The sequence below is a fragment of the Sphingomonas sp. PEI4 genome (genome assembly GCF_056679955.1).
The window spans coordinates 2,210,062-2,234,846 of sequence record NZ_CM155258.1 but is presented as its reverse complement, the minus strand read 5'-3'; the positions used below and the strand labels follow the sequence as shown (position 1 = coordinate 2,234,846).

Sequence of the window (24,785 nt, the reverse complement as noted above, 5' to 3'; positions counted from 1 at the left end):
AACTTTTGAGGCAGCTTGGAATTCCTGTACCTACCAACCCTCAAACTAAGGATTGCGGTACGGTTCTGCGCGAATTTTGCGGCGAACCAAAGCGGGTCCAGGGCGGAGATAAGTGGCGGGTCCCATTAAAGCGGGCCGAACCGTTGCTGACACCGCGCATGGGGCCAAAGCAGCCGCCCGTTGGAGACGCGTTCTAGCTTAGCGATCGAGGAGGGGCGGCTACTCCGGCTGTTTCCCTCCCCCTGCCCCCACCGGAGCTGCCATCCGACAAAAGGCCGCGCTCGTGGCCCTGCCAATTGGATGTACCCAATAGGCATCAATGCAGGGCCACTCGACGACGTTTCGTTCGAACAGTGCACCACTGCCTACCGCGGCTCCGCCGCCGCTCGCCGGGGCTCTCAGGTGATCGCGGTTTACGTACACAAATTAGGAAACATAATCATGCCCAAGGCAAAGCTCGATAATACATTCTGCCTCATCGCCTCCTGCCCAGAAGGCAAAAACAAGGAAACATACTATGATACGATAACAACGGGCTTCGTCCTAGAGGTACGATCCTCTGGAGGTAAGACCTATTACATGCGCTACAACGACAAACATGATCGCCAGCGCCAGCACAAGATTGGTGTGTTCGGAGACATTACCTTCGATCAAGCCCGCAAAGAGGCAAAACGGTTGCGGTCGGCGATTACTTTAGGCGGAGATCCGGCGGCTGTGAAGGAAGACGTCAAAGCTGTGCCGACCTACGCGGAGCTGGCCGTCATGCACCTCGCGCATGCCAAGACCTATCAACGGAGCTACAACACGACGGAGATGTATGTCCGCAGGCACATCCTGCCGCGCTGGGGGAAGGTTCGCCTGACGGAGATTCGACAGCAGGACGTCGCACAATGGCTGGCGCTGAAAGCGGGCGAGGGGCTGGCACCCGCAACAGTCGAGAAGATTCGGGTGACGTTCGGGCGCTCGTTCTCTCTAGCCCTGACCTGGGGCACCCCCGGCGTCACCCGTAATCCAGTCGTTGGCATTCGTCGTCCGGCCATCAATAACGCTCGTGAACGCTTTCTAAGTGTCGAAGAAGCGCGGCGGCTGCAGAAGGCGGTGGCGGCGTCACGCAACGCGCTGCTGCCTGCCATTGTCGGCTTGCTCCTGTTGACCGGCGCGCGCGTTTCCGAACTGCTCAACGCTGAATGGCAGCACGTCGATCTTGAACGCCGTGCGTGGCTCATCCCTACTTCTAAAACCGGCAAGTCCCGTCACGTGCCCCTGTCTCAGGCGGCGATCGGCATTATTGAGCAGCTGCCTCGGGTCGGCCGGTGTCAGTATCTTCTGCCCAACCCCGATACGCTCAAACCCTTCACGACGATCAAGCACGCTTGGCAGAAGGCCAGGAATGACGCCGGTCTGCACGACCTGCGTATCCACGATCTCCGGCACTCGGCCGCCTCGTTCATGATCAATAGTGGGGTTGATTTGTTCGCGGTTGGCAAGGTGCTCGGTCACGCTTCCTACCAGTCCACGCAAAGGTATTCCCACCTTGCCAACGACACTCTGCTCGCAGCGGCCGAGGCTGGCGCGGCAAAGGCAGGGTGGTCGAACTAGCTACATTTCCCCGATCCATGCGCTGGCGCTTTGCCGGCTGTGTGGGTCGGGGAATCCACCCTATTATTTTTCGGCTTTTCGCACGTCGAAGCCGATCGACCGAAAGCACGATCATGACTGACACGAACACCGTTGACGCTACTGGCGAAGCTCGAACAGCAGCGCTTGAGGGCAAGCTCAAGCCCTTCATCGTCCAGGCACGCAATGAGCTTGCATCGCACGGCCCAAGGGCTTCGAAAGCAGACTTGGCAACTATCCTGATCCTCGAATGCCTTGAGGCTGGATATAGGACTGAATACTGGATCGAACGCATCGCCCGCGTTCTGCCGCTACGAGCATCCGATGTGCTGTCGACGCTCAATGAGAAGTCTGGACTGGATGGGCTCTGGGATTGTGATGAGGACGAGCGTTACAGTCTGCCCGCCACCTGAGGCCTCGATCGGCCCTGACATCGAATCGTTCGATCCTGATAAGCCAGGAGGCCGCTGTAACCGCACTTCGCGGAACGGGGTCCATTCAGCTCCGGATGTCCCAAGTATGCCTGTCGGTAGGCGTGAGCTTCTAAGTCGCCAACGGACCGATCGATTGAGGACTGCCGCCGCTCTTCGTCATAAGTTTACAATTCGTTACTCGGTCATGGACATTCCCCGGAGAATGGCGGTTCATGATCCGGAGGTCGGAGCCGACTCCAATGACAGGCGCATGTCCAGCGTTGTTCGAAAAGACCGTCCTGCGCGTGTAATCGCGTGAACCGCATTGGCTCTGTTCCGAATCATATACGTGCGGAAGGACGGTAACGGACCGGGGAGGTTGAAGAGCCTCCCCATTTTCCATTCTCACGACCGCACTTCGAGATCAGTAGCAACCGTTAGCACGTTGACTCAACCCGAATCCTGTTCCACATTTGTTCTTATGGAGCACGCACCCGAGTCGATGCGCAATGGCGCTGAACCGCTGTCTCAGACGCACCATCTGATTGCGGAAATCTTGCCCGAGCTGCGGCCTTCCGAGATGCAGACGGTCTACTTCCAGTGCATGGAGGACGGTCCCGAAAGCTTACTGGCGCCAATCGAGGCGGAGTTCGCTAAACGTGGCCTGTCGCCCCACGCAATGGCGTTCGGTTGATGGCGAGCTTGATCACCGCCCAACGGATCGCGGACCTGATCGAGCAAGCTCCAGGCTGGGCCCTCGTGGCGCTTACGGTGCCGCAAGAGCGATTGAGGGCGGACGCACGACGCGAAGTTGCGGAGCACGTTTACAACGCCCTCTACAAGGCGCTCGACATCGAGGCGGGGCAGCTTCGTCTGCCGCTATAACCTTGATAAGTATATTTGTCGTTTCCGCAACGGGCGTTAGATTGGTCGAGCCCTAATAACCGCCCAAGGGTACCGTCGAAGATTCTTCGGCGAGCGGAGCGTCGGAAGCCATAGAGTCTGCTGCCTTTGTTCTTCCGTCATTGGCATTAAGCGGTGCCGCGTCCGTCGCCCGTACTTCGGCACCATCGTGCGTCGCCGAGTTCTCAATAAAGTCTGTTACCAATTGGGATGTGAGCGTCGAGAGCCGCTCATGCTGAAGATGTTCTACACCAAGCGCAAAGGCATAGTGCTTGTGCAAGAACTTTGCAATTTCTTCATATTTAACGGTCGCGAACTGGGGGCCAAACACGTAAGCTGCCACTTGGTAAGGGGAAAACAGAAAATCGATGCCTTCTTCGGTGAAAACAAAGTTGCTTAGATCGCTCCAGTTAGACGTTCCGGAGTTTACCCATTCTTCCCCTAGCTCTGGGTTGTTAGGATCTTGGTCCGGGAAGCGCTCATTATCATGGAGGAGCTGGTGCCGAATAACATTTTGTAAGACATTGAAGGCACTATCAGCATCCAAAAAAATCGACTCCAACGACAGGATTTGAGTCGTCGGATTTATCGTAAAAGCGAATGTCTTGAAATGCATATTTGGATGCGCGGCACCTGCGCCCATCCAGTGAACGGCGTAAGATATGCTTACCACCCTCTCCTGAACGATTGGAGCGCCGCATGCTGCCTCCCAGCTATTCATGCGACGGAAAGGATGCTGACCGAAATTACAATATTCGGTCGATTGCGAGAACTTGACCTCTCTTTGTACCATTGCCTCAGCTGCGGCCCAGCCTCGGATAACGTCCGTTAATTCGCTCGCCTGCGGGTTTTCGTCCGAGAAAAAACGGGGAACTTGGTATGACGTGTCATAGCCAGGCAGCCCCTCCCACTTATCGCGGTGCCAAATCATATTCCAGCGAAGCTGCGGATCGCCCTGCAGTCGAGAATTCTCGAGTCCTAGACGTTTAAGCTGCTCATCAATTGCGCGCGACAACTGTTTGTATGGATCTTCTGTAGCGACGCCTATGACTTGGATCGCCTGGAGCTGCGGCGGAATAATGACCTCATCCAGCATAACGGGAATTAGATATATGTCATCATGAAGCTTAGCGTCGGCCTGATCCAAGGCAATCTTAATTTCGCGCTGTACATATCCTCGCCGTGTTACGGAATTATTAGAAAGGAATACGACAATGATCACAGCTCTAGACAGAGCTCTTTTTATCTCAAAATCCCAGCTCTGTCCGGCGACGAGCTTCTCTTTGTCGAGCCATGGATCGAGCCCATCGTTTAACAAGGCGACGTAGTACTCGTGGACTCGATCGTAGTCAGGTGAGGCGTAAGAGAGGAAAATCAGAGCTTTTTCATCCATCGAAAACGACCTCATAAACGCACGAGTTTTTAGGGAGACCCGGTATCGAACCGGCAGACGGCAGCTTAAGGAAAAGTGAAAGTGAGCAGGATCCCTCGCTTATTGCTGCGTAAGGTCCGTGTACACCGCATGCACTACCGCGCGCTAAACTCCGATTCGCTATTGGACGCCGCGGCCGAGTCGTCTCGTCAACTCAGGCAGCCTTGATTTTAAGAGAGTTTGCGATCTTAATCATTCTTTGCGGCTAGTCGGTCTGCTGCCTCGCAACCCATTGTGTATGTTCTCGCGAGAAAGCCTGTTCAGCATCATTGATAAACTCAGAAAATTCCTGATCACATGACACAGTGTCTATCTTGTCTTTAATAAGCCCAATCTCAAGTGCTGTTAGCGTGTATGAAGACGCTAGCTCATTAAACTTCTTTACCTGAGTCCAGCCGACTATCGCCGACGCAAAAACTATCACTGGTTCAATTGGCCACAGCTCCCAAGCAGGATAAGCGATTCGCGCTAGTGCTAGGCAGATGCCTACTGAATATGCAGCGATGCCTACGCTAAACCACAAGCGACTTGCATTCTTGTTCAAGCGAGCTTTGCGAGCGTACCAAATACGCTGGTCCTTAACCCGATGTTCCAGATAATACGCCTTCCGATCGGCGAGTGATAAGCCCCGGATTGTCTGCATTGATCCAGGGATGGGATCGTTTGCTGCGCTATCCGGCGGCATCCGATCTCCAATAGATCGGTTAACTCGTAAAATATCGAGCAAATGCTCTCTGAATGAAGCGCGAGCTTCTTCCTTCGTCGGCACATCGCCGAATGGCTCGGCTCTCATGCAGTACCGCCAGCAAGATGTCTTGATAGACTCTGCTAAGGCGCGGCCACGATACCATCCCTGCTCTGGCTTCCATAGGCTCCGACCTATGAGAACTCCTAACGATGCGAGCAGAACAATAGCATAGACAGCGAAAAAACCGGGCTTCTTGCTCCAGTTCATAGAAAGTATTGCAGCTACAATTAACAATGCGTATTCGCCACGGATCAGTCGCAAAAACGATGTTTGTGATTCGGACGACATATCCCCCGCTGTATCGTAGAGCGCAGGGTAGTCGAAGGCGGAAACAGTACTCAAGGCGTGATCTCACGGATGCCTGCAACAATCGATGCTGAGTTCCAGGCGACCATCTTTGTTGCAGCGTTCGAAACGGCAAGCGGGGTTCTGACCTGCCCCCAAGGAATGATTCCTAAGATTGGTTTGTTAAGAAGCTTCGCATAATTGAGCTCATATTGGATCCAGCCACTGTGGTTGACGTACATTCCTGCCAGGATGATAACGCACTGGACCGGCCTAATTTGTGCCTTCATCTGATCGCCAAGTTGCTCGCTATTCATTCCCACAAAAGCTCTACTTTCAGGAACTGAGTAGTTTGTAAAAATGAAGTTGTTGGCTTCGTTCAAAAACCGAAGAGCGCGATTGTAACCCTCGCTGTAGTCCCAAGCGTGACTTATAAAGAGACGATAGTTGTGTAAGTTCGGCATTGCGAGGTCCCCTCTACCGTTACCCTATGCGATCTCGTAGCATACGCAAATCGGTTCAAAGCGCAGAACGGAGATTCTACTCAAGCGGCTATCCGAGTGACCGATGGAGCCGGGTCGGACGACGCACCTTCCGACTCAATCAACGCCCCCACTAAACTCGCCCTGTACTCACGCCTTGCCTCACGCATCGAAGATGAACGGTTTTGCATGCGTCATTTGAAGCTGCCACTTCGGTCTCTTTTAGGCTGCGAGATACAGGGGGTGCGGCGGCGATCACCATCGGCGGGAGGGGGCGGCCAGTCACTCGTCTGCAGGTATAGCGCAGGTCGACTTTTCCGGTTTTCCCATGCCAAAGCGCTTTCGGTAGGAAACGGCTGCTCAGCGATCTTACCCCAAACTGGGAAGCGGCTGGGTGCCGCCGCCGGGGCATAAGGTATTGGCTCATAACTATCAGTAAACCTTCAACTAATCCCGGTGCGTCACTAGCCTTCGTAATGCGGGGGTCACAGGTTCGAGTCCTGTAAGCGCACCATCCTACAGCATTGTGCCTTGTAGACGACCAAGGGACAGATTTCGCGTGGGGCAGACGCCGTTGCCAAAGCCTCGGCGCGGCATCTCGGTCGCGCCACGGGATCGGTCGCCGGGAATGTTGCGCTGACGGTCGCGCCGGGGGGGGGGGGGGCTCCAAGATTTCCGCGTTGCGCGGCCTGCGCATGGCGAGGCCACACACGACCTATGATCCGCCGCAGATCGGCTCGGTGAAGGAAACTCTCAAGCGCGACGCATATGAGATTCGGCGACTGGTGCGCGCCCTGGACAGGTGCCGACGCTCACGCGGACGATGCCTGATGGCTCGAAGCGACCGGTCAAGTTCGACGGCATACAAGGCGAATACGTTATCGATCGGAAATGGGGCGTCACCGACGCTCCGCATGCACGAGCCAAGCTATTGCGCCAATCGCAGGTGTTGGCGGAGCAGGACTTCTCGGAACGTCGGAGGTTCCCAACCCTGGCCAGAAGGCCAAAGCGCTCAAGCTGCTGAAGAAGATGAACGTCATCAACATCAAAGTCAGGGTGGTGAAGCCATGATAGCCATGCAGGTTGCCTGCATCGTCGCTCGTTTGTAGTTTTTGCAGATCTGACAGACGAGGACCTGCTGTATCCGGATACCTCTGTCGAGATGATGGAGGTTCTGGGTGCCGATCTTGAAGCGCTGGATAAAGGATTTCTTCGCGAACTGGTCGACGCCTTCGCGGTCATCGCTACGGAATATAGTGGCGAAGCACGAGAGGTCGTACGCAACATCGCGCATAGCTTCTATCTCGAAGAGGCACTCGCATCGGTCAATTCGACATTGTAGATGTAGTTTTACCGCTGGGCGTGACCGGTACTCGATTACGTAGACTGGCGATCTTTGAGATTGCGATAGCTACTGCCGGGGGTAGGAGAAATTTCGTTGAGCATCCGCCGCCGGTTATATCATGAAGGCCGGGGCGTGATCGGTGGCTCTTGCCGGGATTGAGGACGGAGTTTTGATCATCGTCAACCGTTTCAAGTAACCGGGAGTAGAGCCCGCCGTCGCCGCTCTCCTGCTCAGTGGACGAGCGTTGCAATGACTTCGCCCCACGAGTGGGCGACATCGGTTCGTCCCGATAGCCTAGTGGTTTCACCGAATTATCGCCAGGGATCATCGCAATATACGGGCGCTATCGCGGCGAGGTGCGTAAGCTGCAAGGAGCGTGGCGATGCGCTGATCGACCAACCCTTACGTCCGTTGCTCGCGTGGGTTTGAAGAGCGTAAAGTACGCGTTGCCATTTCGAAGAACATGCTTTCTTGGCGGTCGGATCAGCGAGGGCTTGCGATCCCGTTATATTGTCATCGGCGTGAAGAGGCGGCAAGTTCGGGTCGGGTGACGAATAATTTAATAGTCAGATGAACAAAAGGAATTGTAAGGCGTATGCTTAATGTCGCCGTGTTATCTCAAGCAAATTCTGTAGGTGGATACCGGTGGGCTGCATTACGAATTCAAGGAAATAGCGTGACGGATACAATCAACACGGTCGAACTCGCCGCCGAACTGACGGCAGCATGGCTGGCGAACCCCAATACGCGCACTGCCGCTGACGACGTGCCGGCGTTTTTAGTTGCGATGCATGCCGCGGTCGAGAAACTCACCGGGAATGGCGATGTGGAGCCTGAGGCGGCACCCACGTCTGCGTCTGAGCCTGCCGTATCGGTGCGAAAGTCGCTGGCATCGCCCGATCACATCATCTCGATGCTTGACGGCAAGAAGTACAAGACGTTGCGTCGGCATCTGTCGACGAACGGCCTCACGCCCGAGCAGTATCGCGAGCGCTTCAACCTGAAGGCGGACTATCCGATGGTCGCGGCGACCTATTCGGAAGCACGCCGGGCGATGGCTAAGTCGATCGGCCTCGGACGCAAGGCCGGCTCGACCGTCGAGAAGGCAGCCGATGGCGCGGTGAAGACGGTTCGCAAGGGCGGTAAGGCCGCACTGGACGCCGCCAAGAAGACGCTTGGCAGCGATGCCTGAGTGCGTGGGGAGGGCGAAGCCTTCCCCCTTTTTCGTCCGGCAAGACCGTGTCGGACTTTTCTCCCCCGGCCTTGCTTTTGAAGATCGGTGGTCACTTCGGCTAGGCCTGGACCAGGCCTAGCCGCCGTCTTCGATCAGTGCCTCGGCAAGCAACGCACGAATGGCGCGCAGTGCGGGGATCGGAGACGTGATCGTCTCTCGCACAACGGGTGGGGTCTTCTCTGCCGTTAGCAGCTGCTGGACGCCCCGCACGGTATACCCCTCGCGGTTCAGCAGCATGTCGATCCGGCGGACCAGATCAATGTCCTCGGTCCGGTAGTAGCGTCTGTTGCCCGCGCGTTGCAGTGGGCGCAACTGCGGGAACCGCGTCTCCCAATAGCGCAGGATATGCTGCGGCAACCCCGTCTCACGCGACAGTTCGCCTATTGTTCGAAACGCTGCGCCAGCTTTTCCAGTGGGAGGCGAGCCGCTATCGTCGGCGTCGCCCGACATCGCCTCAGCCGGCACCGACGATGCGCTCACGCATCATCTGACTGGCGCGGAACGTCAGCACGCGGCGGGGTGCGATCGGCACCTCGATACCAGTCTTCGGATTGCGACCGACGCGCTCGCCCTTGTCGCGAAGCACGAACGTGCCGAACCCCGAAATCTTGACGTTCTCGCCGCGCGACAGGGCGCCACACATCTCTGCAAGGATCTGTTCGACAATCTTGGACGAATCCGCGCGCGACAATCCTACGTTGCCGTGCAGCGATTCCGCCAGATCGGCGCGTGTCAAAGTACCGGTAATCGTCATTGGCAAGCTCCCACACTTGGTGAACTACCTACACAAGGGGACAGGCGACCGGAAGGGCTTTGTTCTGCAAGCGAATCAAAGCGTTTCACAAAGATTAGAAGCGGATAACCGCCGCACCCCAGGTGAACCCGCCGCCCATCGCCTCCAGAACGACGATCTGCCCTTGCTGAATCCGCCCATCCCGCACCGCGACGTCCAGCGCGAGCGGAACCGAGGCGGCAGAGGTGTTGGCATGCTGGTCCACGGTTACGACCACCTTCGCAGGTGCGAGACCAAGCTTTCGCGCCGTAGCATCGAGGATGCGCGCGTTCGCCTGATGCGGCACGACCCAGTCGACCTGGTCCGACGACAGCCCGGCCATCGCCAGCGATTCGGTCATCACCGATGCCAGGTTAGTGACGGCATGACGGAAGACTTCGCGGCCTTTCATGCGGAGCTTGCCGACAGTGCCGGTGGTCGAGACGCCGCCATCGACATAGAGCAGTTCGTTGTGACGGCCATCGGCGTGGAGCTTGGTGGTGAGGATGCCGCGGCCGCCCTCGTCGGCCGTGTCCTGTGCCTCCAGCACGATCGCGCCGGCGCCGTCGCCGAACAGCACGCAGGTGGTCCGGTCTTCCCAGTCGAGGATGCGGCTGAACGTCTCGGCACCGATCACCAGCGCGCGCTTGGCGACGCCGCTGCGGATCATGCTGTCGACGACCTGGACCGCGTACAGGAAGCCCGAACAGACCGCGGCGATGTCGAATGCGACGCAGTCGTTGATGCCTAGCATCGCCTGCACCTTGGTGGCGCTGGCAGGGAAGGTCTGGTCGGGAGTCGCTGTGGCGAGCACAATCAGGTCGATGTCCTGCGCTTCGATACCGGCGGCGGTCAAAGCCGCACGGCAGGCGTCGGCAGCGAGGGTCGCGGTCGTCTCACCTTCGCCGGCGATGTGGCGGAAGCGGATGCCGGTGCGCTCGACGATCCACTCGTCGCTGGTGTCGACCTGCTCTGCGAGTTCGGCGTTGGAAACGCGACGCGCGGGCAGGGCGGAGCCGGTGCCGATGACGACCGAACGGATCATGCCGCCTTCTCCACAGTACCGAGGTCTTCGGCGATGCGCCGGACCAGATCGTTGCGGACCATCTTGGCGGCGTTGCCGATCGCGGTCGCAACACCGCGCTCGGTGGCGCCGCCATGGCTTTTCACGACGATCCCGTTGAGCCCGAGAAAGACCGCGCCGTTGTGATTGTTGGGATCGAGATGATCGCGCAGCAATTCGGTCGCCGGTCGCGAGATCAGGAAGCCGAGCTTCGAGCGGACCGAACTGCGGAACGCGCGCTTGAGCAGGTCGGCGACGAATCGCGCGGTGCCCTCGGCGGTCTTTAGCGCGATGTTGCCCGAGAATCCGTCGCACACGACGACGTCGACTTCGCCGCGCGACAGACGGTCGCCTTCGATGAAGCCGTTGAACTGCATGTCGACAGCCGGCGTGGCACGCAGTTGCGCTGCCGCATCGCGGATCTCGTCCGTGCCCTTCATGTCCTCGCTGCCGATGTTCAGCAGCGCGACGCGAGGGTGCGGGATGTCGAGCGCGGTGCGGGCATAGGCGGCACCCATGATCGCGAACTGCACGAGGTTGCGCGCGTCGCACTCGGTGTTCGCGCCGAGGTCGAGCATCACCATGTCGGTATCGCCAAGCGTCGGCAGACGCGCTGCGAGTGCCGGCCGGTCGATACCAGGCAGCATTCGCAACGACAGCTTCGCCATCGCCATCAGCGCGCCGGTGTTACCCGACGACACCGCGGCGGCGGCGCGACCCTGTTTCACCAGGTCGATCGCGATGCCCATCGAGGTCTTCTTGGCACGCCGAATCGCCTGGGTCGGCTTTTCGCTCGACCCGACGACTTCCGGCGCGTGGACGATTTCCGAATGCTGCGACAGGTTCGGATGAGCCTTGAGCCCCTCGCGAATCGCAGCTTCGTCGCCGACCAGCAGGAAGCGTATGCCCTCGAATTGATGTCGCGCGCGCGCGACACCGGCGAGCATCACTGCCAGCCCGTCATCGCCACCCATCGCATCGACCGCGATCCAGCCGCTGTCGGGCATCGCTTATCCTTCGTTCAAGTTAGAGGTTCCGGACGGAAGCCTCAGCCCTCGATCGAGAGGATTTCACGACCGTTATAGTGACCGCACGACCCGCACAGGTTGTGCGGACGCTTCAGCTCGCCACAGTTCGGGCATTCCTGGAACGACGCGATCGTGAGCGAATCGTGGCCACGGCGCATGCCGCGCTTGGAGGGCGAGGTTTTTCTTTTGGGGACGGCCATTTCGGCACCTTGTTCAATCTAAAGGTCGGGGCTCCGAGTACGTCCGGACACGGGACACAGGCAACCGACAAGAATGCCGGCCGCCTGAAGCAACCCATGCGGCCTGACGCTCGCGAAGCGTGGCGCTATAGCGATTTCACCCCGCGTTGCAAGCTTCCGCCCGGAGTGGCAGGGCATACGCCTGACAAAAGACCTGATTATTCGAGGGGCAACGCCGTGATATTACCCGTAACGCTGACGATCGCCGCCGCCGCCGCCGTCGTCAACCTGTGGCTCGCCTTCCGAATCGTCCCGATGCGCCTGAAGGAAAGCGTGCTGATCGGCGACGACGGCAACCAGCGCTTGCAGGCGCGGATGCGCGCGCATGCCAACTTCACCGAATATGCGCCGTTCATCCTGATCCTGATCGGGCTGATCGAACTGGCCGGTGGCTCGACGCTGTGGCTGTGGATCGCCGGCGCGGTGTTCGTGATTGCGCGAATCGCGCACGCCTTCGGGATGGACAAGACGACGTCGAGCGTGCCGCGGGCCGGCGGCGCACTGGCGACCTGGGCGCTGATGGCGGTGCTGGCCGGCTGGGCGCTGGCGATCGCGTATCAGGCGAACAGCGTGCCCGCTGCGAAGACCTTCCAGGTCGTGCCATCAGGTAGTCAGGCATGAGCGCGCGCTACCTTCTAGCCGCAGCCACGCTCCTGGCGGCGACGCCTGCGGTCGCTCAGGTCTCCCCAGAACGCCTGTCGGCGGACGTCAAAACGCTAGCCTCCGACGCGTTCGAGGGCCGCGCGCCCGGCACGCCCGGCGAGACCAAGACGATCGCCTGGCTGATCGCGCAGTTCAAGGCGATGAAGGCGCAGCCCGGCGGCCCGAACGGCAGCTGGACGCAGCCCGTGCCGCTCGTCCACACACGCATGGGTTCGGGCACGGTCCGCGCTGGCGAGACCGCGCTGGTGCAGGGGCGCGACATCTATCTGAGCACGGTGCGCGGTGTCGACCGCGTTGCGATAGCGAACGCGCCGATGGTGTTCGTCGGCTACGGCGTCAGCGCGCCCGAGCGCGGCTGGGACGACTTCAAGGGCCTCGACCTGAAGGGCAAGGTCGCCGTCTTCCTCGTTAACGACCCCGATTTCGAAGCGGTCGCCGGCGACGATGCGAAGGGCAAGTTTGGCGACCGGCGGATGACCTATTACGGCCGTTGGACGTACAAATTCGAAGAGGCGGCGCGGCGGGGTGCTGTCGCGGCGTTGATCGTCCACGACACAGCGGGGGCGGGTTACGGCTGGAATACGGTGACGGCGCCGGCTGGCGAGAATTACGACATCGTGCGGAAAGATCCCGAGTCGCGGGTGATGCTCCAAGGCTGGCTGGAAGGTGGCGCTGCGACCCGGTTGTTTGCGGCCTCGGGCCTCGATCTGGCGGCGTTGCGCAAGGCGGCGCGGCGGAGCGACTTCCGTCCGGTGGCGCTGAAGCAGGCATTAACGACCGACCTGCCGGTCAAGCACGACACCGCTGAGAGCCAAAACGTGCTCGCCAAGCTCCCAGGCACCAAGCACGCGGACGAAGTCGTGATGTTCGGCGCGCACTGGGACGCGTACGGGATCGGCGCGCCGGATGCGCAGGGGCGGACGATCCGGCCTGGCGCGAACGACGACGGGCTCGGCGTGGCGGGCGTGCTCGAACTGGCGCGTGGGTTTGCCAAGGCCCCCCGCACCGACCGCAGCCTCGTCTTCGCGTTGTGGAGCGGCGAGGAGCGCGGGCTGCTCGGTTCGGAGACCTATGCGGTGAACCCGGTCTATCCGGCCGCCAAGACGGTCGCCAACCTGACGCTCGACATCCTCCAGACCGCAGGGCCTGCAAAGGACGTCATGCTGGTCGGCGCGGGCCAGAACAGCCTCGAGGACATGCTGGGCGATGCGGCGAAGGCGCAAGGCCGCGTCGTAACTCCCGAAGCCCTTCCCGAACGCGGGCTGTTCTACCGCGCCGACCATTTCTCGGTCGCGCGGCGCGGCGTGCCGACGCTGCTGCTGATGGCGATCAGCGGTGCGCCGGATCTGGTCAAGGGTGGCCGGACCGCGGGGCAGGCTTGGCTCGACGGTTATATGAAATGCTATCACCAGACGTGCGACGCCTGGGGCGCGGATTGGGATCTGCGTGGTGCGGCGCAGGATGTGGGGCTGTTCCAGACGATCGGGACGAAGCTCGCGAACAGCCGGTTGTGGCCCGAGTGGCGCGACGGGTCCGAGTTCAAGTCGGTGCGGGCTGAGACGGCCGGGGAGCGGAAGTAAGGTCTTCGCACCACGCAAGTAACCAGCGCTACCATGCTACCACCCCGGCGAAGGCCGGGGCCCAATTGGAAAGCCGCGGTAACGGCACGCCCCGTCCGCCAATTACGTTCCCCCAACTGGGCCCCGGCCTCCGCCGGGGTGGAGCGTTGGGAGGTCGCGCTTCTGCTTCTTCGTGTTCTCCCGCGAACGCTGGAGCCCAGGGTTACAGGCGGTACCGCTTGGTATCCTGGACCCCCGCGTTCGCGAGGAAACAGGAAGGCTTGCGGGGGAGCGGCAGGGGCAGCTCTTAAGCCGCCAAAGCCCGATCGCTCACGAACATGTTCGTCGCCCGCTCATGCGCGAACGTACTCGCCGGCCCATGCCCCGGGATAAAGCTCGTATCGCTCCCAAGCGGCCAAAGCTTCTCGACGATCGACTTCACTAGCACCTGATGATTTCCCCCAGGCATGTCCGATCGCCCGACCGACCCCTGGAACAGCACATCCCCCACCTGCGCGAATTTGGACGGCGCGTGGTGGAAGATCACGTGGCCCTCGGTATGCCCCGGCGTCTCGTACACATCGAGCGTAAGATCTCCCACTGTCACCGTATCACCCTCGACCAGCCAGCGGTCGGGTTCGAAATTCACCCCCGAAATCCCGTATTTCGGGCCGTCCTGGTCGAGCCGTTGCAGCCAGAAGCGGTCCGCCTCGTGCGGGCCCTCGATCAGGACGCCGAGATCGTTCGACAGTCGCTTCGCGCCGCCGGCGTGGTCGATATGGCCGTGCGTCAGCAGGATCTTCTCGACCGTCACGCCCGCCTGTTCGACCGCCGCCATGATCCGCGGCAGGTCACCGCCCGGATCGATCACCGCCGCCTTCATCGTCGCGGTGCACCAGATGATCGTGCAATTCTGCTGGATCGGCGTGACCTGGACGATCGCGGCGCGCAGGGGCGGGGTGGCTGGATTTGTCATGGCCCCGAAATAGGATAGCGCGCCCGTCGGAGCAATCGGCGCTTGCGGTTTGCCTCGCGCTCCGTGCAACAGTCGCGACGATGTGGACCGCGCCCTACGTGTTGCTCGATGATGCCCGCGCGGCAGGAGCCCCGGCGCGATTGTACCGCGACCCCGTCCGGATCGTCCGCGCCGATACCCTCGCCGAGGTCCGCCCCGCACTCGACGCGCTTCGCAAAGCCCGCGAGGAAGGACTCCACGCCGCCGGGTACCTGACCTACGAGGCCGGAGCCGCGTTCGCATCGAAGCCAATCGACGTCCGCACCGAAGACCCGCTGCTCTGGTTCGGCCTGTTCGCGGAGTACCGGACGATAGCGCCCGACGACGTCGCCGCGCTGCTTCCCGACCCCGCCGGCGCGTGGACCGGCGCACCCCAGCCGCTGATCGACCGCGAGACCTACGACGCCAGCCTGGCGCGCGTGCTCGACCTGATCGCGGCGGGCGACATCTATCAAGCCAACCTCACCTTCGCCGCCAGCGTGCCGTTCGTCGGTGATCCGCTCGCGCTCTACGCCCGGCTGCGGCGGCAGGCGGGGGCGGGCTACGGTGCGCTGATCGACACCGGCGAGACACGCTTCCTGTCGCTGTCCCCCGAACTCTTCTTCGCGCTCGACGGCGACACGCTCACCTGCCGCCCGATGAAGGGCACGGCGCAACGAGGCGAGACTCCCGACGCCGATCGCGCGCTCGCCAAAGACCTCGCGGCCGACCCGAAGCAGCGCGCCGAGAACCTGATGATCGTCGACCTGATGCGCAACGACCTGTCGCGCGTCGCCACCCAGGTCGCGGTGCCCGACCTGTTCACCGTCGAGATCTATCCTACCGTCCACCAGATGACTTCTACCGTCACCGCGACGCTGAAACCGGACTGCGACGCGGTCGACGTGCTGGCCGCGCTGTTCCCGTGCGGATCGATCACCGGGGCGCCGAAACAGCGCGCGATGGAGGTCATCGCCGAGGTCGAGCACGCCCGCGTTCGCGGCATCTATACCGGTTCGATCGGCCGGTTCGATGCGAACGGCGACGCAATCTTCAACGTCGCGATCCGGACGTTGGCGGTCCGGGATGACGCGGCGACGATGAGCCTCGGTTCGGGCATCGTCGCCGACAGCGCGGGCGACGCGGAGTGGGAGGAGTGTCATGCCAAGGGGGCATTCGTCACTGCCGGCCAGCGCGGCTTTGACCTGATCGAGACGATGGCGTTCGATCCCGACGAAGGGCTGACCCGTCTCGAAGCGCATCTGGCGCGGATGAAGGCGAGTGCCCAGGCCTTGGGGTTCACCTTCGACCGCCACACCGCGCGCAACGAGCTCCAGGCGGCGACCTTCCGGTTGCGCGGGCCCCGGCGCGTCCGCCTGTTGCTCAGCCCGTCGGGCGCGATCGCGATCGAGGCCGCGCCGCTGCCGCGCTCGCCTGCGCAAGCGACCGTCGCGATCGTGCCGCTGCCGGTGGCCGGTACCGACTTCCGCCTCCGCCACAAGACGAGCGCGCGTGCCTTTTACGACGATGCGCGCAAGGCCGCGGGCACGTTCGAGGTGGTGTTCGAGGATGCGGAGGGCTTCCTGACCGAAGGGAGTTTCACATCGGTGTTCGTGCAGCGCGGCGCGACCCTTGTGACGCCGCCGCTACGGCCCAGCCAGTTTTCGGGCCTGCTCCCCGGTATTCTCCGCGCAGACCTGCTCGAATCGGGTCGCGCGATCGAGGCGCCGATCACCCGGGCGGACCTTGCCAATGGTTTCTTTATCGGAAATGCGGTCCGCGGGCTGATTCCTGCCATCGTTACGGTTGCGAATTCGGCCAAGCGGAGCGTATAGCCCGCGCGAATTCCGCGGCAAAACTGCGGACAACCGCAAAGGTTCCATCATGCACGCATCCGCCGCGCTCGGTCGCATCAGCCCTTCGCCGACGCTCGCGATCACCAGCCGTGTCCTCGAATTGAAGCGCGCGGGCGTCGACGTGATCGGTCTTGGTGCGGGCGAGCCCGATTTCGACACGCCGGACTTCGTGAAAGAGGCCGCGATCCAGGCGATCCGTGACGGCAAGACGAAATACACCAATGTCGACGGCACGATCGAGCTGAAGCAGGCGATCGTCGCCAAGTTCGCGCGCGACAACAATCTCACCTACACCACCGACCAGATCAGCGTGAACGTCGGCGGCAAGCACACCTTGTTCAACGCGATGGTCGCGACGATCGATCCTGGCGACGAGGTCGTCATCCCCGCGCCGTACTGGGTCAGCTATCCCGACGTCGTGCAGTTCGCGGGCGGCGTGCCGGTGATCGTCAAGGCGGGGCCTGAGGTCGGCTACAAGCTCGACCCCGCCGCACTCGACGCGGCGATCACGGCGAAGACCAAGTGGGTGATCCTCAACTCGCCGTCGAACCCGACCGGTGCCGGCTACACAATCGACGAATTGAAGGCGCTCGGCGCGGTGCTGGCGAAGCACCCGCACGTCTGGATCTTCGCCGACGATATGTACGAGCACATCGTCTATGACGGCTTCAAGTTCGCGACCATTGCCGAGGCATGCCCCGAGCTGTTCGAGCGTACGCTGACCGTCAATGGCTGTTCGAAGGCGTATGCGATGACCGGCTGGCGGATCGGCTATGGCGCCGGTGCGTCGTGGCTGATCAAGGCGATGGCCAAGCTCCAGTCGCAGTCGACGTCCAACCCATGCTCGATCGCGCAGGCCGCGGCGGTGGCGGCTCTCAACGGCGACCAGTCGTTTCTCGCGGAGCGCAACACCGCGTTCCAGGGGCGTCGTGATCTGGTCGTGGCTATGCTCAACGAGATCGACGGCATGCATTGCCCGACGCCGGAGGGTGCGTTCTACGTGTACCCGTCGTTTGCCGAGCTGATCGGCAAGACGACGCCGAACGGTCGCCTGATCGATACCGACGAGGCAATGGTCGGCTATCTGCTCGACGATGCCAAGGTGGCCGTCGTGCAGGGCGCGGCGTTCGGGCTCAGCCCTGCGTTCCGGATCAGCTATGCGACGTCGGACGCGTTGCTGCGCGAAGCTTGCACGCGAATCCAGACGGCGTGTGCTGCGCTGAAGTAACAAACGATCCTCTCCCTGGCGGGGGAGGATTCTGGGTTAGAGCAACATTCGAGACGTGCGGCGACATCTTTCGGCAATCCTGCCGGCCGATGCCTGCTGCACGATGAACGCATCGGCCACGGCGCGTTAATCGAGAGTTTCTAAAAACGACATTGTGGTTGGCCGGCATTTCTACGACATGCCGGTCCGTAGCTGACGCCGACCCATCCGGTCGGTGTCATCACTTGAATTCATTGGGATCGCATCATGCGCAGCATCGTAAAGTCGAGTTTCTTCTGGCAGTTCAGCGGCGGTTTCGTCCTCGGCGCCATCGGTTTGCTCGCGATGCAGCCTGCGGAAGCACGCCAGACCTTTGCCAGCCATTTCGAGCATAGCGCGCCCGCCACGCGCTGATCTTGCGCGCGTCTTGGCGAACGATCGGGGCAACACCATGTATCCAAGCATGAAAAAGCCGCTTCTCGCCACGCTCGCCGCCGTCGGTATTGCCGGTGCGTTCATGTCCGCCGGTACCGCGCAGGGCGCCCGCGCCGTCGTCATCCCCGCCGTCAAGACCGACCTTCCCGCAGCGCCCGGTATCCAGACCGCGGTGCTGGCGGGCGGCTGTTTCTGGACGATGGAAGCGGTGTTCGAGCATGTGAAGGGCGTGAAGGCCGTCACGGCGGGCTACGCCGGTGGCACCAAGGCGACTGCGACCTACGACCAGGTTTCCGCCGAGACAACTCGTCATGCCGAAGCGATCAGGATCGCGTACGACCCCCGCGTCGTAAGCTACGGCACGTTGCTCCGCGTGTATTTCTCGATCGCGCACGATCCGACCAGCCTGAACCGCCAGGGACCGGACAGCGGCACCAGCTATCGCTCGGCGATCTTCCCGCAATCGCCGGCGCAGGCCCAGGTCGCGCGGGCGTACATCGCGCAACTGGGGCAGACACGGGCGTTCTCGGGTCCGATCGTGACGAAGCTGGAGACCGGCGCGTTCTATCCGGCCGAGGCGTATCACCAGAATTTCTACGACCGGAACCCGACGCATCCTTACATCGTGATGTGGGACAAGCCGAAGGTTGCTGCGTTCAGGGCTGCGTTTCCGACGATTTCGCGGTGAGGTGATAGGCTTAAAAGACGCCTATCCTAAGCACGTCATTCCAGCGAAAGCTGGAATATCCCGTTTTTGGCCGACGTCTCGAGCCACGAGGGAGACCCCAGCTTTCGCTGGGGCGACGGGCGGGGGTGGTAGTGGCGGGGGCGGAAGCGGATTGGGTCCACGACGCCCGCAGGTCGGGAATTCGCGGACGGAGTACCAAATCTAAGCCGCGACCGGGAACCGCAGCATCCGGTCCGCCACCGGCACCAATGCCTGAGCTCCGACCCCGACCGCGCGCACGATCTCCGGATGGTCGACGTCCAGCCCACCGGTGAGCGACCCGAACGCGGGCAGGATCAGCTTCGTCGTAGTCGCCACGAAACACCGCCGTGCAACCTGCTTGCCACGGACTGACAGCCGCAGCTTCGGATGGAAATGCCCCGACAGCTCCGGCCGCGTCTCCGCCCGGTCGGCTTCGTGCCGCAGCACCAGCCCGTCGACGACGACCTCGTCGACGACCTCCCCGCCACATCGATCGAGGATCGCCGGATCATGATTGCCCGTGATCCACGTCCAGCGCGTGCCGTCGGTCATCGCCCGCAACATATCCTGCGCGCGTTGTGGCAGTCGCTCGCACCCGTCGCTGTCGTGGAAGCTGTCACCCAGGCACCAGACCTCTCGTGCGCCGGTTGCGGCGACCAGCGCGGTGAGATCGGCCAATGTCGCGATCGAATCATAGGGCGGCAGCATCTGGCCGCGCTTGGCGAACCAGCTCGCCTTCTCGAAATGCAAGTCGGCGACCAGCAGCGCACGCCGCTCCGGCCAGAACAGCGCGCCTTGCGCCAACGCCAGAAGCGCATGCCCGCCGAACGAAAAGGGAACCATTTCCTCGCCATGCCGGTGCACGCCCCGTGAATCAACCCGCCATCGTCCAAACCAGCACGCCAGTCAGGAGCACTTGCGCATGCCCCCAATCGGCGTAAAGCGCGCCGTCCCATCAGGAGGAGCGCTCTGCGCGCCATGACGTCCGTAGCCGGAACACCCCAGACCGTAGTCGTGACCGAACCGACCGCCGATAGTTCGGCGGGGCAGGCTTGCGCGCCGTCGGATCTGTCCGCGGCGCACCTGCATCCGCATCCGGCGCTGGCCGCGCTGACGGTGGGTGCGATCGGCGTGGTGTTCGGCGATATCGGTACCAGCCCGCTCTATGCGTTCCGCGAGGCGCTCGGTCAGACGTCGGCGGGGGGCATCGATCCAAGCGAGATCCTCGGCGTGCTGAGCCTCGCGCTCTGGTCGCTGTTCCTCGTGGTCACCGTCAAATACGTCATCTTCCTGATGCGCGCGGACAACCAGGGCGAGGGCGGCGTGCTGGCGCTGGCCGCGCTCGCCCGTCGCGCGCTGGGCATGCGGTCGAAGGTGGCGATCGTGCTCGGCGCGGCAGGCGCGTCGTTGTTCTACGGCGATGCGATCATCACGCCGGCGCTGTCGGTGCTGTCCGCGATGGAGGGCCTGCGGACGATCCCGAGTGCGGCGCATATCTTCAACGAGGGCGTGGTCCGCGCGCTGACGATCGGCATCCTGATCGCGCTGTTCATGATCCAGGCCCGCGGCACCGCGCAGGTCTCGAAGCTGTTCGGCCCGGTCTGCATCGTCTGGTTCGTCGCGATCGGTGCGCTGGGCATCTGGCATATCGCCGACGAACCCTCGATCGTGCGCGTGTTCCTGCCGACCTACGGCATCTCCTTCCTCGCGACGCACGGCGTCACCGGTCTGTTCGTGCTCGGCGCGGTGTTCCTGACCGTCACCGGCGCCGAGGCGCTGACCGCGGACATGGGCCATTTCGGCAAGCTGCCGATCCGTATCGGCTGGTTCTTCCTCGTCTTTCCGGCGCTGGCGCTCAACTATCTGGGGCAGGGGGCGTTCGCGCTCGCCAAGCTCGAGGACGCGGCGCGGCAGGGCATCCCCTTCGTCAACCAGGACTGGTTCTTCCTGATGGCGCCCGAGCCGTTGCGCCCGGCGCTGATCATCCTCGCCGGGTTCGCGACCGTCATCGCCAGTCAGGCGGTCATCACCGGGGCGTTCAGTCTGACGCAGCAGGCGATCCAGCTCGGGCTGCTCCCGCGACTGCGCATCCGCCAGACCTCGGCGGTGTTTGCCGGCCAGATCTACCTCCCCGCGATCAACTGGCTGTTGCTGATCGGCGTGCTGGTGCTGGTCGTGCAGTTCAAGACGTCGTCGGCGATGGCGGCGGCGTACGGCATCGCGGTCACGGGCACGATGGTCGTCACCACCTTGCTCGCGTACATCGTGGTCAGGCATCGCTGGAACTGGTCGCGGCCGTTGGCGCTGGCGGCGATCCTGCCGTTCCTGACGCTCGATTTGATCTTCTTCGGTGCCAACATTTTACGCGTGATCGAGGGTGGCTGGGTGCCGCTGGTCATTGCCGCCGCGATCGGGCTGATCATCTTCACCTGGGTGCGGGGCAAGAAGATCGTCAGCGCGTTCGAGAAGCGCCAGAGTATCCCGCTGACCGATCTCGCCGCCGCGCTCGAGAGGCGCCCGCCAGAGCGCGTGTCGGGGACCGCGGTGTTCCTGACGGCGAACCCGCATGCGACGCCGGGCGCGCTGTTGCATAACCTGAAGCACAACAAGGTGCTCCACGAGCGCAACCTGATCGTCAGCATTCGGACTGCGGACCGGCCGTTCGTGGAGGAATCGGCGCGCGCTAAGGTCGAGCGGGTGGACGAGAATTTCTCGATCGTCGTTCTGACCTATGGGTTCATGGAATCGCCCGACGTGCCGCGGGATCTGGGTATCGGGACCAAGACCGAACAGCTTGGGCTGGACCCGATGCGGACCTCGTTCTTCATCGGCCGCAACACGCTGAAGCCCGATGCGGAGAAGGGTATGCCGCCATGGCAGGACCGCATCTTCATGTTCCTGCAGCGGAATGCGAGCGATCCCACCGACTTCCTGAAGATCCCGCCGGGCAAGGTGCTGGAGCTGGGCGAACAGGTCACCGTTTAAACGTCCCTCGCGCCTTCGGGGAGAGGGGAGGTGCCCGCGGCACTTGCCGTGGGAAAGGTGAGGGGCCTTGTCGGGCACCGTCTCGAGCCTCACGCCCCTCACCCTTCCGTCGCCTTCGGCTCCTCCCTCCCTCTCCCCGTAGGGGAGAGGGACATGCCGCATCACCCCGCGAATGCCTTTACCAGGTCGAAGAGGTAGTCTCGGCCGTCGTATAGCGACGCCACGCGGATGCGCTCGTTGAGGCCGTGGATGCCGCCCATGTCCTTGTCGATGAACACGCCCGGTGCGCCGTAGACCGGGATGCCGATCGCTTCGAAGAAGATGCCGTCCGTGGCGCCGGTCGACATGAGGGGGAGGATCGGGATGCCGGAGAAGTGCTTCGCCGCGACCTTCGTCACCGGGCCCATGATCTTGGGATCGAGCGTCGGGGGAATCGCGGTCGGGCGGACCGGCTGGTTCGCCGTTACCGTCACCTTTGCGCCGGCCAGTTCCTTCAGCTTGGCTAGCGTGCCCTCCACCGTTTCCCCCGGAAAGATCCGGCAGTTGATGTTCGCCGTCGCGCGCTGCGGCAACGCGTTCTCCGCATGGCCGGCGTTCAGCAGCGTGGTCACGCACGTCGTCCGCAAGGTCGAATGCATCGCCTTGTCACGACTGACGATCGCATCCGCCGTCTTGTCCTCGGGATTGGCGAGCAACCGCGTGATCGCGCTGCCCATTGCGCCCGGCATCGCCTTCGCACTCGCCGCGAAGAACGCCCTGGTCGTGTCGGTGAACTTCACCGGAAACTCGTAGCCCTGCACCGCCTTCACCGCGTCGGCGAGCTCGTAGATCGCGTTCTCCGGTGTGGGTTGCGAGCTGTGACCGCCGGGATTGGTGGCGAGGAACGTGTAGTTCTGCGCGGCCTTTTCGCCGATCTGGATCGCCAGCAACTGGCGCTTGCCAGTGTCGTCGAGCCGCCCGCCGCCGCCTTCGTTCAGCGCGAACTCCGCCGCGATCAGGTCGGGCTTTTCCTTCGCCAGATACTGCGCGCCGTTCCACGCGAACGTCGTCTCCTCGCCGCAGGTCAGCGCGAGCTTGATCGTCCGCTTCGGCGTGTAGCCACCGGTCTTGAAGCGGATCATCGCGTCGGACCAGATCGCCGCCTGCGCCTTGTCGTCGACGGTGCCGCGCGCGTAATAATAGCCGCCTTCCTCGATCAGCTTGAACGGATCGCGCACCCAATCCTCGCGCTTGGCCTCTACCACGTCGAGATGCGCGAGCAGCAGCATCGGCTTGAGCGACGCGTCGGAGCCCTTCAGTACGACGACCAGCCCGCCGTCCTTCGGATGCTCGGGCACCGAGAAATAGGTGATGTCGGCATCCGCATAGCCCGCCGTCTTCAACCGCGCGCCGATCTGCGCCGCGGCCTGCGTGCAACTGCCGACGGACAGCGTCGTGTTCGTCTCGACCAGCTCCTTGTAGAGCCCGAGAAACGCCTTCTGGTCGGGTCGCGATTGCGCCTGTGCCGAGAATGGTGTCGTCAGAATCGCCGCCGTGAGTAGCCAGCCAGTCGCGCGCATCGTCGTCCCCCTGTTCGATTATGCGCGAAGAGTTGCAGCGAACGCGCGCCGACGCAACCTCGACCCTGCTGCGCTCAACGGCGCCGTGTTCCGCGCGGCAAGGCGAGCCGGACCTCGCGGTTGGCGAAGTCGATGTCGACGCGGCGGAACAGTTGCAGCACGTCCATCCCAAGCAGCATCGCGGGCCGCTCGGACAAGCCGAACTGGCGGAACGGCGGCGCATCGACCGCGGTGAATGCGACGGGCAGGTCGCCGAGCGTCAGGTTGCCGATCGAGACTCGGTCGATCGTGGTGTAGTCGGCGACCACGGTCTCGCCGGTGACGCCGGTCAGCGATACCGGTTGCGAGCGCGCCGCGCTGCCCAGTCCCTTGCGCGTGACCCTTCGGCGGAGCGCGCCATTGGCCATGCTCACCGATGTGCCGGTGTCGAGGATTACGCGGATGCGGATGCCGTTGCAATAGGCGTCGGTTACGACGAGTTGCCCGAACAGGCTGCGCGCGCGGATGACGATCTCGTCGGGACCGGCGCGTTCGCGGTGCTGTCGTTTGCGCGAAGGCATGACGGTCATCGTCTTGGTGTCGAAGTCGATCGTCACCGCGTGATCCTGCAACGTGTCGATCCCGAGCAGCCCGTGCGCGCCGAGATTGATCGCGCTGATCGCGGGGGCCTCGATCGCGGCGCTGCCGATCACGCTGACCTTCAGCGAGGGGATGACGACGGTGCCGATGCTGTCCGACCCGGTCATGCCGGTAACCCGCACGGTCCGGCCGGGGGCGAGGCCGAGTGTGGCGGCGAGTTCGCGCGAGATGACGGTGCGCTGTGCGCCCGTGTCGACGACGAAGGGGAAGGGGCCGGCGCCGGCGATCGTTACCGGGACTGTCATGCGGGTTTCGTCGTCGCCGAACAGGAGCGTGGCAGGGTCGGGCTCTGCTGCAGATGCTGCACTCGGAGAGGGTGCAACATTTTGCTGCGGCGGGGCGGCGTCCTGGGCGCTGGCCTGGGCGGAAATGACTAGCAATAGAGGGGCTAGCCGCCTGTGCATGCTGCAAATGCTGCGCTTATTCCATCGGGCGCGCAACTGTGGTTGTTAGCGGCGGACGGCCCCGATTATTATGACGGTTATCCTCTCGATACCAAGTTTGTTTTCCCGCGAAGGCGGGGATCCAGACTGGGCTCCCGCCTTCGCGGGAGAACAGGGCCGCGGCGATTATTACGAGTTTGCAACTGTTCGTCTGGCGTTGCCGGGCAGGAGCTGA

The 24,785-nt window shown here is 62.3% G+C and carries 24 protein-coding genes; 12 read left to right on the top strand and 12 right to left on the bottom strand.

Annotation, left to right across the window (positions count from 1 at the left end):
- The first annotated feature begins 441 nt into the window (after positions 1-441).
- From AC1MLZ_RS10235 to AC1MLZ_RS10225, 3 genes are all read left to right on the top strand, one after another.
- Positions 442-1,599 (top strand): tyrosine-type recombinase/integrase, encoded by a 1,158-nt coding sequence (locus AC1MLZ_RS10235; RefSeq protein ID WP_480958358.1) that lies wholly within the window; start codon positions 442-444, stop codon positions 1,597-1,599.
- A 113-nt stretch (positions 1,600-1,712) separates the two neighbouring features.
- Positions 1,713-2,030, top strand: a complete 318-nt coding sequence (locus AC1MLZ_RS10230; protein WP_480958357.1) for a hypothetical protein — start codon at positions 1,713-1,715, stop codon at positions 2,028-2,030.
- A gap of 702 nt (positions 2,031-2,732) precedes the next feature.
- Positions 2,733-2,915 (top strand): DUF6771 family protein, encoded by a 183-nt coding sequence (locus tag AC1MLZ_RS10225; protein WP_480958356.1) that lies wholly within the window; start codon positions 2,733-2,735, stop codon positions 2,913-2,915.
- A gap of 52 nt (positions 2,916-2,967) precedes the next feature.
- Here AC1MLZ_RS10225 and AC1MLZ_RS10220 read toward each other — a convergent pair whose 3' ends face one another.
- From AC1MLZ_RS10220 to AC1MLZ_RS10210, 3 genes are all read right to left on the bottom strand, one after another.
- Positions 2,968-4,326, bottom strand: a complete 1,359-nt coding sequence (locus tag AC1MLZ_RS10220; protein WP_480958355.1) for a TIR domain-containing protein — start codon at positions 4,324-4,326, stop codon at positions 2,968-2,970.
- 244 nt (positions 4,327-4,570) lie between these two features.
- On the bottom strand, positions 4,571-5,401 hold the full coding sequence (locus tag AC1MLZ_RS10215) for a DUF4231 domain-containing protein (protein WP_480958354.1): 831 nt from the start codon (positions 5,399-5,401) through the stop codon (positions 4,571-4,573).
- Positions 5,402-5,451: 50 nt separating this feature from the next.
- The gene (locus AC1MLZ_RS10210) at positions 5,452-5,781 is read right to left on the bottom strand and encodes a TIR domain-containing protein (RefSeq protein ID WP_480958353.1); all 330 of its coding nucleotides are present in this window, start codon (positions 5,779-5,781) and stop codon (positions 5,452-5,454) included.
- Positions 5,782-7,042: 1,261 nt separating this feature from the next.
- Here AC1MLZ_RS10210 and AC1MLZ_RS10205 point away from each other — a divergent pair.
- Together AC1MLZ_RS10205 and AC1MLZ_RS10200 are read left to right on the top strand one after the other, a co-directional pair.
- A complete protein-coding gene (locus AC1MLZ_RS10205; protein WP_480958352.1) occupies positions 7,043-7,222 on the top strand; it encodes a hypothetical protein in 180 nt (59 codons plus the stop codon).
- Positions 7,223-7,901: 679 nt separating this feature from the next.
- On the top strand, positions 7,902-8,417 hold the full coding sequence (locus tag AC1MLZ_RS10200; protein ID WP_480958351.1) for a Ros/MucR family transcriptional regulator: 516 nt from the start codon (positions 7,902-7,904) through the stop codon (positions 8,415-8,417).
- A gap of 117 nt (positions 8,418-8,534) precedes the next feature.
- Here AC1MLZ_RS10200 and AC1MLZ_RS10195 read toward each other — a convergent pair whose 3' ends face one another.
- The 5 genes from AC1MLZ_RS10195 to rpmF form a co-directional block, all read right to left on the bottom strand.
- Complete coding sequence (locus tag AC1MLZ_RS10195) at positions 8,535-8,909, bottom strand: MerR family transcriptional regulator (RefSeq protein WP_480961522.1); 375 nt, start codon at positions 8,907-8,909, stop codon at positions 8,535-8,537.
- A gap of 4 nt (positions 8,910-8,913) precedes the next feature.
- On the bottom strand, positions 8,914-9,213 hold the full coding sequence (locus tag AC1MLZ_RS10190; RefSeq protein ID WP_107963972.1) for an integration host factor subunit alpha: 300 nt from the start codon (positions 9,211-9,213) through the stop codon (positions 8,914-8,916).
- Between the two features lie 94 nt (positions 9,214-9,307).
- On the bottom strand, positions 9,308-10,276 hold the full coding sequence (locus tag AC1MLZ_RS10185) for a beta-ketoacyl-ACP synthase III (RefSeq protein ID WP_480958350.1): 969 nt from the start codon (positions 10,274-10,276) through the stop codon (positions 9,308-9,310).
- Positions 10,273-11,301 carry a phosphate acyltransferase PlsX gene (gene plsX / locus AC1MLZ_RS10180; RefSeq protein WP_480958349.1) on the bottom strand — a complete coding sequence of 343 codons (1,029 nt, stop codon included), beginning with the start codon at positions 11,299-11,301 and terminating at the stop codon, positions 10,273-10,275. Before plsX ends, AC1MLZ_RS10185 begins: the two co-directional genes overlap by 4 nt.
- Before the next feature lie 41 nt (positions 11,302-11,342).
- Positions 11,343-11,522, bottom strand: coding sequence for a 50S ribosomal protein L32 (rpmF, locus tag AC1MLZ_RS10175; protein ID WP_056054400.1), 180 nt, complete (start codon positions 11,520-11,522; stop codon positions 11,343-11,345).
- A 216-nt stretch (positions 11,523-11,738) separates the two neighbouring features.
- Here rpmF and AC1MLZ_RS10170 point away from each other — a divergent pair, with 216 nt between their 5' ends.
- Together AC1MLZ_RS10170 and AC1MLZ_RS10165 are read left to right on the top strand one after the other, a co-directional pair.
- Positions 11,739-12,182, top strand: coding sequence for an MAPEG family protein (locus AC1MLZ_RS10170; protein ID WP_480958348.1), 444 nt, complete (start codon positions 11,739-11,741; stop codon positions 12,180-12,182).
- Positions 12,179-13,804 (top strand): M28 family metallopeptidase, encoded by a 1,626-nt coding sequence (locus AC1MLZ_RS10165; protein WP_480958347.1) that lies wholly within the window; start codon positions 12,179-12,181, stop codon positions 13,802-13,804. The genes AC1MLZ_RS10170 and AC1MLZ_RS10165 overlap by 4 nt, the downstream gene beginning before the upstream one ends.
- Positions 13,805-14,090: 286 nt before the next feature.
- On the opposite strand, the gene AC1MLZ_RS10160 is transcribed toward AC1MLZ_RS10165, so the two are convergent.
- Positions 14,091-14,759, bottom strand: a complete 669-nt coding sequence (locus AC1MLZ_RS10160; protein WP_480958346.1) for an MBL fold metallo-hydrolase — start codon at positions 14,757-14,759, stop codon at positions 14,091-14,093.
- An 80-nt stretch (positions 14,760-14,839) separates the two neighbouring features.
- On the opposite strand from AC1MLZ_RS10160, the gene pabB reads away from it, so the two are divergent.
- The 4 genes from pabB (at position 14,840) to msrA (ending at position 18,963) form a co-directional block, all read left to right on the top strand.
- Positions 14,840-16,612 carry an aminodeoxychorismate synthase component I gene (pabB, locus tag AC1MLZ_RS10155; RefSeq protein WP_480958345.1) on the top strand — a complete coding sequence of 591 codons (1,773 nt, stop codon included), beginning with the start codon at positions 14,840-14,842 and terminating at the stop codon, positions 16,610-16,612.
- Positions 16,613-16,661: 49 nt separating this feature from the next.
- Positions 16,662-17,861 (top strand): pyridoxal phosphate-dependent aminotransferase, encoded by a 1,200-nt coding sequence (locus AC1MLZ_RS10150; RefSeq protein ID WP_480958344.1) that lies wholly within the window; start codon positions 16,662-16,664, stop codon positions 17,859-17,861.
- A gap of 246 nt (positions 17,862-18,107) precedes the next feature.
- Positions 18,108-18,254, top strand: a complete 147-nt coding sequence (locus AC1MLZ_RS10145; RefSeq protein ID WP_307088212.1) for a hypothetical protein — start codon at positions 18,108-18,110, stop codon at positions 18,252-18,254.
- A gap of 49 nt (positions 18,255-18,303) precedes the next feature.
- Positions 18,304-18,963, top strand: a complete 660-nt coding sequence (gene msrA, locus AC1MLZ_RS10140) for a peptide-methionine (S)-S-oxide reductase MsrA (protein WP_480958343.1) — start codon at positions 18,304-18,306, stop codon at positions 18,961-18,963.
- Between the two features lie 201 nt (positions 18,964-19,164).
- Here msrA and pdeM read toward each other — a convergent pair whose 3' ends face one another.
- Positions 19,165-19,827, bottom strand: a complete 663-nt coding sequence (gene pdeM, locus AC1MLZ_RS10135) for a ligase-associated DNA damage response endonuclease PdeM (RefSeq protein WP_480958342.1) — start codon at positions 19,825-19,827, stop codon at positions 19,165-19,167.
- 135 nt (positions 19,828-19,962) lie between these two features.
- Here pdeM and AC1MLZ_RS10130 point away from each other — a divergent pair, with 135 nt between their 5' ends.
- Positions 19,963-21,969, top strand: a complete 2,007-nt coding sequence (locus tag AC1MLZ_RS10130; RefSeq protein ID WP_480958341.1) for a potassium transporter Kup — start codon at positions 19,963-19,965, stop codon at positions 21,967-21,969.
- Positions 21,970-22,130: 161 nt separating this feature from the next.
- On the opposite strand, the gene AC1MLZ_RS10125 is transcribed toward AC1MLZ_RS10130, so the two are convergent.
- Both AC1MLZ_RS10125 and AC1MLZ_RS10120 read right to left on the bottom strand, forming a co-directional pair.
- On the bottom strand, positions 22,131-23,528 hold the full coding sequence (locus AC1MLZ_RS10125; RefSeq protein WP_480958340.1) for a M20/M25/M40 family metallo-hydrolase: 1,398 nt from the start codon (positions 23,526-23,528) through the stop codon (positions 22,131-22,133).
- 74 nt (positions 23,529-23,602) lie between these two features.
- Complete coding sequence (locus AC1MLZ_RS10120; protein ID WP_480958339.1) at positions 23,603-24,412, bottom strand: aspartyl protease family protein; 810 nt, start codon at positions 24,410-24,412, stop codon at positions 23,603-23,605.
- Positions 24,413-24,785 lie beyond the last annotated feature (373 nt).